Below are 6,222 nucleotides of genomic sequence, written 5' to 3'. Positions count from 1 at the left end.
TCACTCCCTCCTACTCGATTAGATTTCATTTTGAAGTTCTTCACTTACATCATGACCATGTCTTCGTTGATTGGAGACGATGAGCCGGTCAAGATGTTCGAGCTGCTCTTCGTAATTCAACAAAGAAGATAGGACATGAAGGAGATGATAAGCGGAAAACTCCTCTTCTTCTTTTGTGATGGCGATCTCTTTCGCGAAAATGTCCATCACTTCTTGCCGTTGGATGAATTCTTCATTTAAGCTCTCTGACAGTTTTCCGGATTTTAATTTACCTACAAATTTCAAATGGACTTGCTCATGGTATGTGAGCAAAGTATCAAGGCGTTCCTGAATCATCATCCGGAAATGCTCTGGCAAGTTGAGCAATTCATTTTCATATTTATGAAGTTTTGCAAGCACTTCATAACTGCTCTGAGATGTCGCGATCATCTGTCTGTAGATGACGAGCTTTCTAGCCTTCGCGACTGTATTCTTTTTGAAGTAGCTTCGTTCTTCTTTGAATAACGAATAAAGTTGATTTACATTCGTAAGGCGTTCTTTCAATTTATCCAAAGACTTTTTAGTCGCAATATGTTCTGATGCTTGACGTCCTGCAAGGCGGATCCATCGGATGATTTCGTCTTGCGATTGATGGATTGCCTGGAATAGTTTTGTTTCGTATTTAGGTGGCATGAAAAGCAAGTTGACGATGAAAGCGGATAGGACACCGATAACAATGGTCACTAGCCGTAGTAAAGCGAAGGAGAGGAAAGCATCTCCTTTGATTTCCATAATTGCTATCATGGTGACGAGTGCGAGTGAAACCGATTTTTCAAGGCCAAGCTTCAACATGATCAATATGATGATGACAGCCGCAAAGCCGACAGTTACAATTTGATGTCCGAATAATAATACGAAAATGACTGCTGTAGTGGCACCGATCAGATTACCTTGTATTTGCTCCACGATTGTTAAATAAGAGCGATATATGGTAGGTTGAATCGCAAAGATGGCCGCAATTCCTGCGAAAACCGGATTCGGCAAGTTCAGTACATCTGCGATAAACAATGCGAAAACAATCGCAATACCCGTTTTAAAGATGCGGGCACCAAGTTTCATGGGATTATCCTTTCTATGCAAAGGTTATTTCCGATACTCTACCTTAACTCTTCCAACAGGTCAACTGTTCAATAGGCGGGCGAGTTCGGCGAATGATTCGTCAACCGCCTCTAGTGTATGATTGACGTCATCTTCTTTATGCGCGATTGTCAGGAACCAAGCTTCATATTTTGATGGGGCGAGGTTGATGCCTCTTTCAAGCATTAGTTTGAAGAATTTCCCGAAAATCTCTCCATCCGTCTGTTCAGCTTGCTCGTAGTTTTCTACTTTCACATCCGTGAAAAAGAGGGTGAGTGCGCCTCCGAGTCGGTTGATCGTCAATGTGATGCCATGCTTTTCGGCGGATTGAAGAATGCCTTTTTCAAGTAATTCCCCTAAACGATCCATTTCTTCGTAAATACCCGCTTGCTGCAATACTTCCAAACATGCAATTCCCGATAACATGGACGCCGGGTTGCCTGCCATTGTTCCCGCTTGGTAGGCAGGACCGAGTGGTGCGACCGTATCCATGATTTCCTTTCTGCCGCCGTATGCTCCGATTGGCAATCCACCGCCGATGATTTTCCCAAATGCCGTTAAATCGGGTGTGGTACCGAGCATAGTTTGGGCTGCTCCGTAATGGAACCGGAATGCTGTAATGACTTCATCATAGATGATGAGTGCCCCTTTTTCCTTTGCGAGGTCATGTACAAGCTGAATGAAGCCTTCATTCGGTTCGACAATGCCGAAGTTGCCGACGATCGGTTCGACTAGAATACATGCCAACTGATCTCCCCATTGGTCCATCGCTTGTTTATAAGCTTCCGGATCGTTAAAAGGAATTGTAATGACTTCTTGGGCGATGGAAGCGGGAACACCTGCTGAGTCAGGGGTTCCTAAAGTGGCAGGACCCGAACCGGCAGCTACAAGCACAAGATCTGAATGTCCGTGGTAGCAGCCTGCGAATTTCATGACCTTTGTTCTGTTGGTATAAGCTCTTGCTACACGGATGGTCGTCATGACGGCTTCAGTCCCAGAGTTGACGAAGCGCACTTTATCCATTGAAGGAATCGCTTCTTTCAACATTTTGGCGAATTTCACTTCATGTGGTGTCGGAGTTCCATAAAGAACACCTGTAGTTGCCGCTTTCGTAATAGCAGCAGCGATATGAGGGTGGGCGTGTCCTGTAATGATTGGACCGTATGCGCCTAAGTAGTCGATATATTTATTGCCGTCCACATCCCAGAAATAAGCACCTTCCGCACGTTCCATTACTGTAGGTGCTCCACCGCCGACTGCTTTATAACCACGGGAAGGGCTGTTTACCCCACCGACGATATGCTCACATGCTTCTTGATAGATCTGTTCTGATTTAGTTCTGTTCATTGATAATTCCTCCGATCGATTTGTTACACTCTCTATTTTAACAGATTTCCAAAAGAGTCTCCCTTTTCAAGCGTGTCATGGGCAAAATCCTAAAAGCGTGTTAAGTGGTGGGTAGTTCACATAAAACAATCGTACAATGCCAAAGAAATTGAAACTAATCCCATAGTTCGGTACGATTGGAGGAAGAATAAAGGGAGGGATTGACATGGAAAAGTTGGAAGGAATGCATGCGCCTCAATTTTCATTGCCAAATGAAAATGGTGAAGTTATCTCTTTAAGTGATTTTGAAGGAAAAAAACATGTCATTGTTTATTTTTATCCGAAAGACGCTACACCTGGGTGTACGACCCAAGCATGTGATTTCCGGGACGCTTACGAAGACTTCAGTAATTTGAATGCTGTCATCCTTGGAATCAGTCCGGATAACGAGGCTTCACATCAACGCTTCATTGAAAAGCAAGGATTACCGTTCTCGTTATTAGTGGATGAAAATCATGAAGTGGCGGAAAAGTATGATGTCTGGAAATTGAAAAAGAACTTCGGGAATGAATATATGGGGATTGAGCGTTCCACATTCCTCATTGATCCGACAGGCACGGTTGTGAAGGAATGGCGTAAAGTGAAGGTAAAGGGTCATATAGAAGAAGCGCTCGCAACTTTGCAACAATTGACGAACGCATAGGGAAAGGGTTTGGTTGGATGAATGTTTTATTTACATTTAAAATAAAAGATGAACAGATGGAGAGGTTGCAAGACAGATTTCCTGAAACCCATTTTGCCTTCAATAAAGATATTGATACGGCACCGATAGATGACTTCGAGGTCATCGTTACATATGGGGGGGACATTAATACGGCCGTGCTTGAACGGGCTACTTCTTTGCAATGGCTTATGGTCGCTTCTGCTGGAGTTGAACAAATGCCACTTGCTGAAATCGCTGAAAAGGGGATTGTCATAAGTAATGTCCGTGGGATTCATAAAACTCCGATGGCTGAATCAGTCCTGGCGCATATACTTTCGTTAGGACGTGCCTTACCTGTGCTTGCAGAGCAGCAACAACGGAAAGAATGGAAGGCAAAGGTAAGACAAACGGAATTGCGCGGTTCTACTGCAGTCATCCTCGGTCCCGGTGCAATAGGATCTGAAATAGGAAGATTGCTTCAAGCGTTCGGAGTTCGGACAATTGGTTGCAATCGATCTGGCAACCCCGCGGAATATATGAATGAAACGATTCAATTTGGAGACCTGTTGAATGTTTTACCGAAGGCCGACTTCGTCATTTCCGTCTTACCGAGCACTGCTGAAACAAAATACCTCTTAACGGAAGTGCATTTTAAGGCGATGAAGCCAACTGCAACTTTCATGAATTTTGGAAGAGGAGATCTGGTAAAGGAATCGCATCTCATCGAAGCTTTGAAAAATGGGGAAATCGGTCACGCGGTTTTGGACGTTTTTGAAAGGGAACCTTTACCTGCAGAAAGCGATCTATGGAGTTTATCGAATGCGACGATTTCTCCGCATACCTCCAGCCATTCAGGGAAGTATATTGAAAGAGCGCTTGAGTTTTTTACTGAAAATCTGACGAAGTGGCTAAGTGGAGATCGTGAATTAATCAATTTGATTGATCCTAAAAGAGGATATTAAGCAGGGAAAACATATGTCTCAGCCGAAAGAACAGCTTCTTTGTTGACAAAATGGCCGCTTCTTCAGTAAACTAATTATAATGATTATAAAGAAGTAATCTTTATGGATTGGAGTGTTGGCGATGTCTGAAATATTTTTGAAAGACGCGCTGGTCACATTGAAGGAAAGCGGCGTACGAATTACACCGCAAAGGCATGCTATTTTAGAATTTCTCATTTCTTCCGAGATACATCCTACAGCAGATGAAATATATAAAGCACTTGAAGCTGATTTTCCGAATATGAGCGTCGCAACTGTATATAATAATCTACGGGTTTTCCGGAATGCAGGGCTTGTGAAAGAACTCACTTATGGTGACGCATCAAGCCGTTTCGATTTTGTAACACATGATCATTATCATATCATCTGCGATGTTTGCGGCAAAATCGTCGACTTTCATCATCCTGGACTTGAAGAAGTCGAGCACCTTGCCTCTCATGTAACGGGCTTCAAGGTCAATTCTCACCGACTTGAAGTATACGGAACATGTCCTGAATGTGCAGCGAACGTTAAAAAAGCAAAATAAGAAAACCGGTTCCGAAATTGAAAACGGAACCGGTTTTTTCTTATTTTTCTTCTGACGTTTCTTTTTTACTTGCTGGGCGGTTATATGCTTCGTCAAATTCCTTTCCTTCCAATGAAGGGTCTAGCGTTAGGGGCTCCCTGCAATGTCCGCACATATCAACGCGGCCAAGCATTTTAGTCGCTTTTCCGCAATTTGGGCAAACGATTTGAACTGCCCTCGTAGACAAAGTGCCGATCCAAGCATAAACGACTGTGCTGGCGATAATAGCAAGAAGTCCGAGAATCATGAATATCAACATGATGATTTCGTGCTTTCTAAAGAAGATCCCGAAATACATAATGACGACCCCGATGAAAATTAAGGATAATGCGAACGACCGGATCCGGTTTATTTTATTTTTATATGGTTTCATCCGTAATCCTCCTTCATTATAGATATAACTGAATTGAAACGTATAAAAAAGAAAAGTAGTAACGTTCCTCAATCAATATAGCACAAATTCAATTTGCATCATATTTTACGAACCCTTGTGAAGGAATTTTCTAAAGTCCTGTCGAAGAAATAGAGGTGGAGGTGTCATAATGGAACAAGTTCTTAGACCAATTTATCAGGAACGTGCGAGCTCGCCTGAAACGTTAGGTGTAATTCTCGTTGAAAAAAGGGGTGCGGGTGATCCAATAACAGACACGTTTGATGAAATCATGTTGATCATTACTTCGAATGAGGAAACGCCTATATATACAAAACACTATACAGACGGTACCGGCAAAGCAGCGATGCATGTCATCAGTGAAAAGCAACTAAGGAAATGGCTGTTGTTAGGTACAAAGAGGAAGGTTGTTGACTGGTTATTCTACGGGAAAGTCTTCTTCGACCGAAATGAGTTTGTTGAGGAATTGAAGAATGAATTAAAGGAATATCCATTTTACGGCCGTAAAATTAAAATGGGACTCGAACTTTCAAGGTTAGTGAGAGTCTACATGGAAGGAAAAATGTTTTTCGAACAGCTGAACTATATGGATGCCTATCATCATGCAATCCAATCCCTGCATCATCTTGCAAGACTGACAGTTATTGAAAAGGGTTTTTCACCAGAGGTCACTGTCTGGGCGCAAGTGAAAAAGATCGACCCAGCTATTTATAAACTATATGAAGAGTTAATCATGAGTGAGGAGCCGATAGAGAAGAGGTTGGAACTTCTTTTCCTTGCAAGTGAGTTTTTCATCCATAACCGGACATTAGATGGAGCAAGACATATGATTGATATCATGTCGACAAAAGAAACTTGGACGATACAGGAACTTCATGAACATGAAGAGTTGAGGATGTACTCGATTAATCTAGAAGTACTTATTGAGTTTTTGATTGATAAAGGTTTTATTCAAGTTGTGGAAAGTGATTCGAAAAATGAATATGTCTTCCATAGAGATTACCGGGTGGAGAACTAAATGCAGATAGAGAATGTAAAAAAGTTGATTTCCGCTACAGGCGGACGCTTTCCGGGGGGCGGGCGGTAAGCCTCCTCGGTCGCGTCCAAAGAAGGGGGTCCC

The 6,222-nt window shown here is 42.7% G+C and carries 7 protein-coding genes; 4 read left to right on the top strand and 3 right to left on the bottom strand.

Features of this window, described 5'->3' with window-relative positions; genetic code table 11:
• Positions 1-18: 18 nt before the first annotated feature.
• Both SLU01_RS17725 and SLU01_RS17720 read right to left on the bottom strand, forming a co-directional pair.
• Positions 19-1,098 carry an FUSC family protein gene (locus SLU01_RS17725; protein ID WP_147060840.1) on the bottom strand — a complete coding sequence of 360 codons (1,080 nt, stop codon included), beginning with the start codon at positions 1,096-1,098 and terminating at the stop codon, positions 19-21.
• A 60-nt stretch (positions 1,099-1,158) separates the two neighbouring features.
• Entirely contained in the window at positions 1,159-2,463 is a 1,305-nt protein-coding gene (locus tag SLU01_RS17720; protein ID WP_147060838.1) for a glutamate-1-semialdehyde 2,1-aminomutase, read from the bottom strand.
• 205 nt (positions 2,464-2,668) lie between these two features.
• Between SLU01_RS17720 and bcp the strand changes: the two genes are divergently transcribed.
• The 3 genes from bcp to perR all read left to right on the top strand — a co-directional run bounded on the left by bcp (position 2,669) and on the right by perR (position 4,672).
• Complete coding sequence (gene bcp, locus SLU01_RS17715; protein WP_147060835.1) at positions 2,669-3,145, top strand: thioredoxin-dependent thiol peroxidase; 477 nt, start codon at positions 2,669-2,671, stop codon at positions 3,143-3,145.
• Between the two features lie 17 nt (positions 3,146-3,162).
• A complete protein-coding gene (locus SLU01_RS17710; RefSeq protein WP_147060833.1) occupies positions 3,163-4,107 on the top strand; it encodes a D-2-hydroxyacid dehydrogenase in 945 nt (314 codons plus the stop codon).
• Between the two features lie 121 nt (positions 4,108-4,228).
• Positions 4,229-4,672 carry a peroxide-responsive transcriptional repressor PerR gene (gene perR / locus SLU01_RS17705; RefSeq protein ID WP_147060831.1) on the top strand — a complete coding sequence of 148 codons (444 nt, stop codon included), beginning with the start codon at positions 4,229-4,231 and terminating at the stop codon, positions 4,670-4,672.
• 40 nt (positions 4,673-4,712) lie between these two features.
• Here perR and SLU01_RS17700 read toward each other — a convergent pair whose 3' ends face one another.
• Complete coding sequence (locus SLU01_RS17700; RefSeq protein WP_147060829.1) at positions 4,713-5,084, bottom strand: YgzB family protein; 372 nt, start codon at positions 5,082-5,084, stop codon at positions 4,713-4,715.
• A 169-nt stretch (positions 5,085-5,253) separates the two neighbouring features.
• Between SLU01_RS17700 and SLU01_RS17695 the strand changes: the two genes are divergently transcribed.
• A complete protein-coding gene (locus SLU01_RS17695; RefSeq protein WP_147060827.1) occupies positions 5,254-6,120 on the top strand; it encodes a nucleotidyltransferase-like protein in 867 nt (288 codons plus the stop codon).
• Positions 6,121-6,222: the final 102 nt, after the last annotated feature.

The organism is Sporosarcina luteola (assembly GCF_007991495.1).
GTDB lineage: Bacteria > Bacillota > Bacilli > Bacillales_A > Planococcaceae > Sporosarcina > Sporosarcina luteola.
This window is presented reverse-complemented; position numbering and strand designations above follow the sequence as displayed.

Bases quoted from the DNA above. Each gene is read 5' to 3' on its own strand.
- bcp (WP_147060835.1), top strand. From the start codon at position 2,669: ATGGAAAAGTTGGAAGGAATGCATGCGCCTCAATTTTCATTGCCAAAT.
- SLU01_RS17700 (WP_147060829.1), bottom strand. From the start codon at position 5,084: ATGAAACCATATAAAAATAAAATAAACCGGATCCGGTCGTTCGCATTA.
- SLU01_RS17695 (WP_147060827.1), top strand. From the start codon at position 5,254: ATGGAACAAGTTCTTAGACCAATTTATCAGGAACGTGCGAGCTCGCCT.
- SLU01_RS17720 (WP_147060838.1), bottom strand. From the start codon at position 2,463: ATGAACAGAACTAAATCAGAACAGATCTATCAAGAAGCATGTGAGCAT.
- SLU01_RS17725 (WP_147060840.1), bottom strand. From the start codon at position 1,098: ATGAAACTTGGTGCCCGCATCTTTAAAACGGGTATTGCGATTGTTTTC.
- perR (WP_147060831.1), top strand. From the start codon at position 4,229: ATGTCTGAAATATTTTTGAAAGACGCGCTGGTCACATTGAAGGAAAGC.
- SLU01_RS17710 (WP_147060833.1), top strand. From the start codon at position 3,163: ATGAATGTTTTATTTACATTTAAAATAAAAGATGAACAGATGGAGAGG.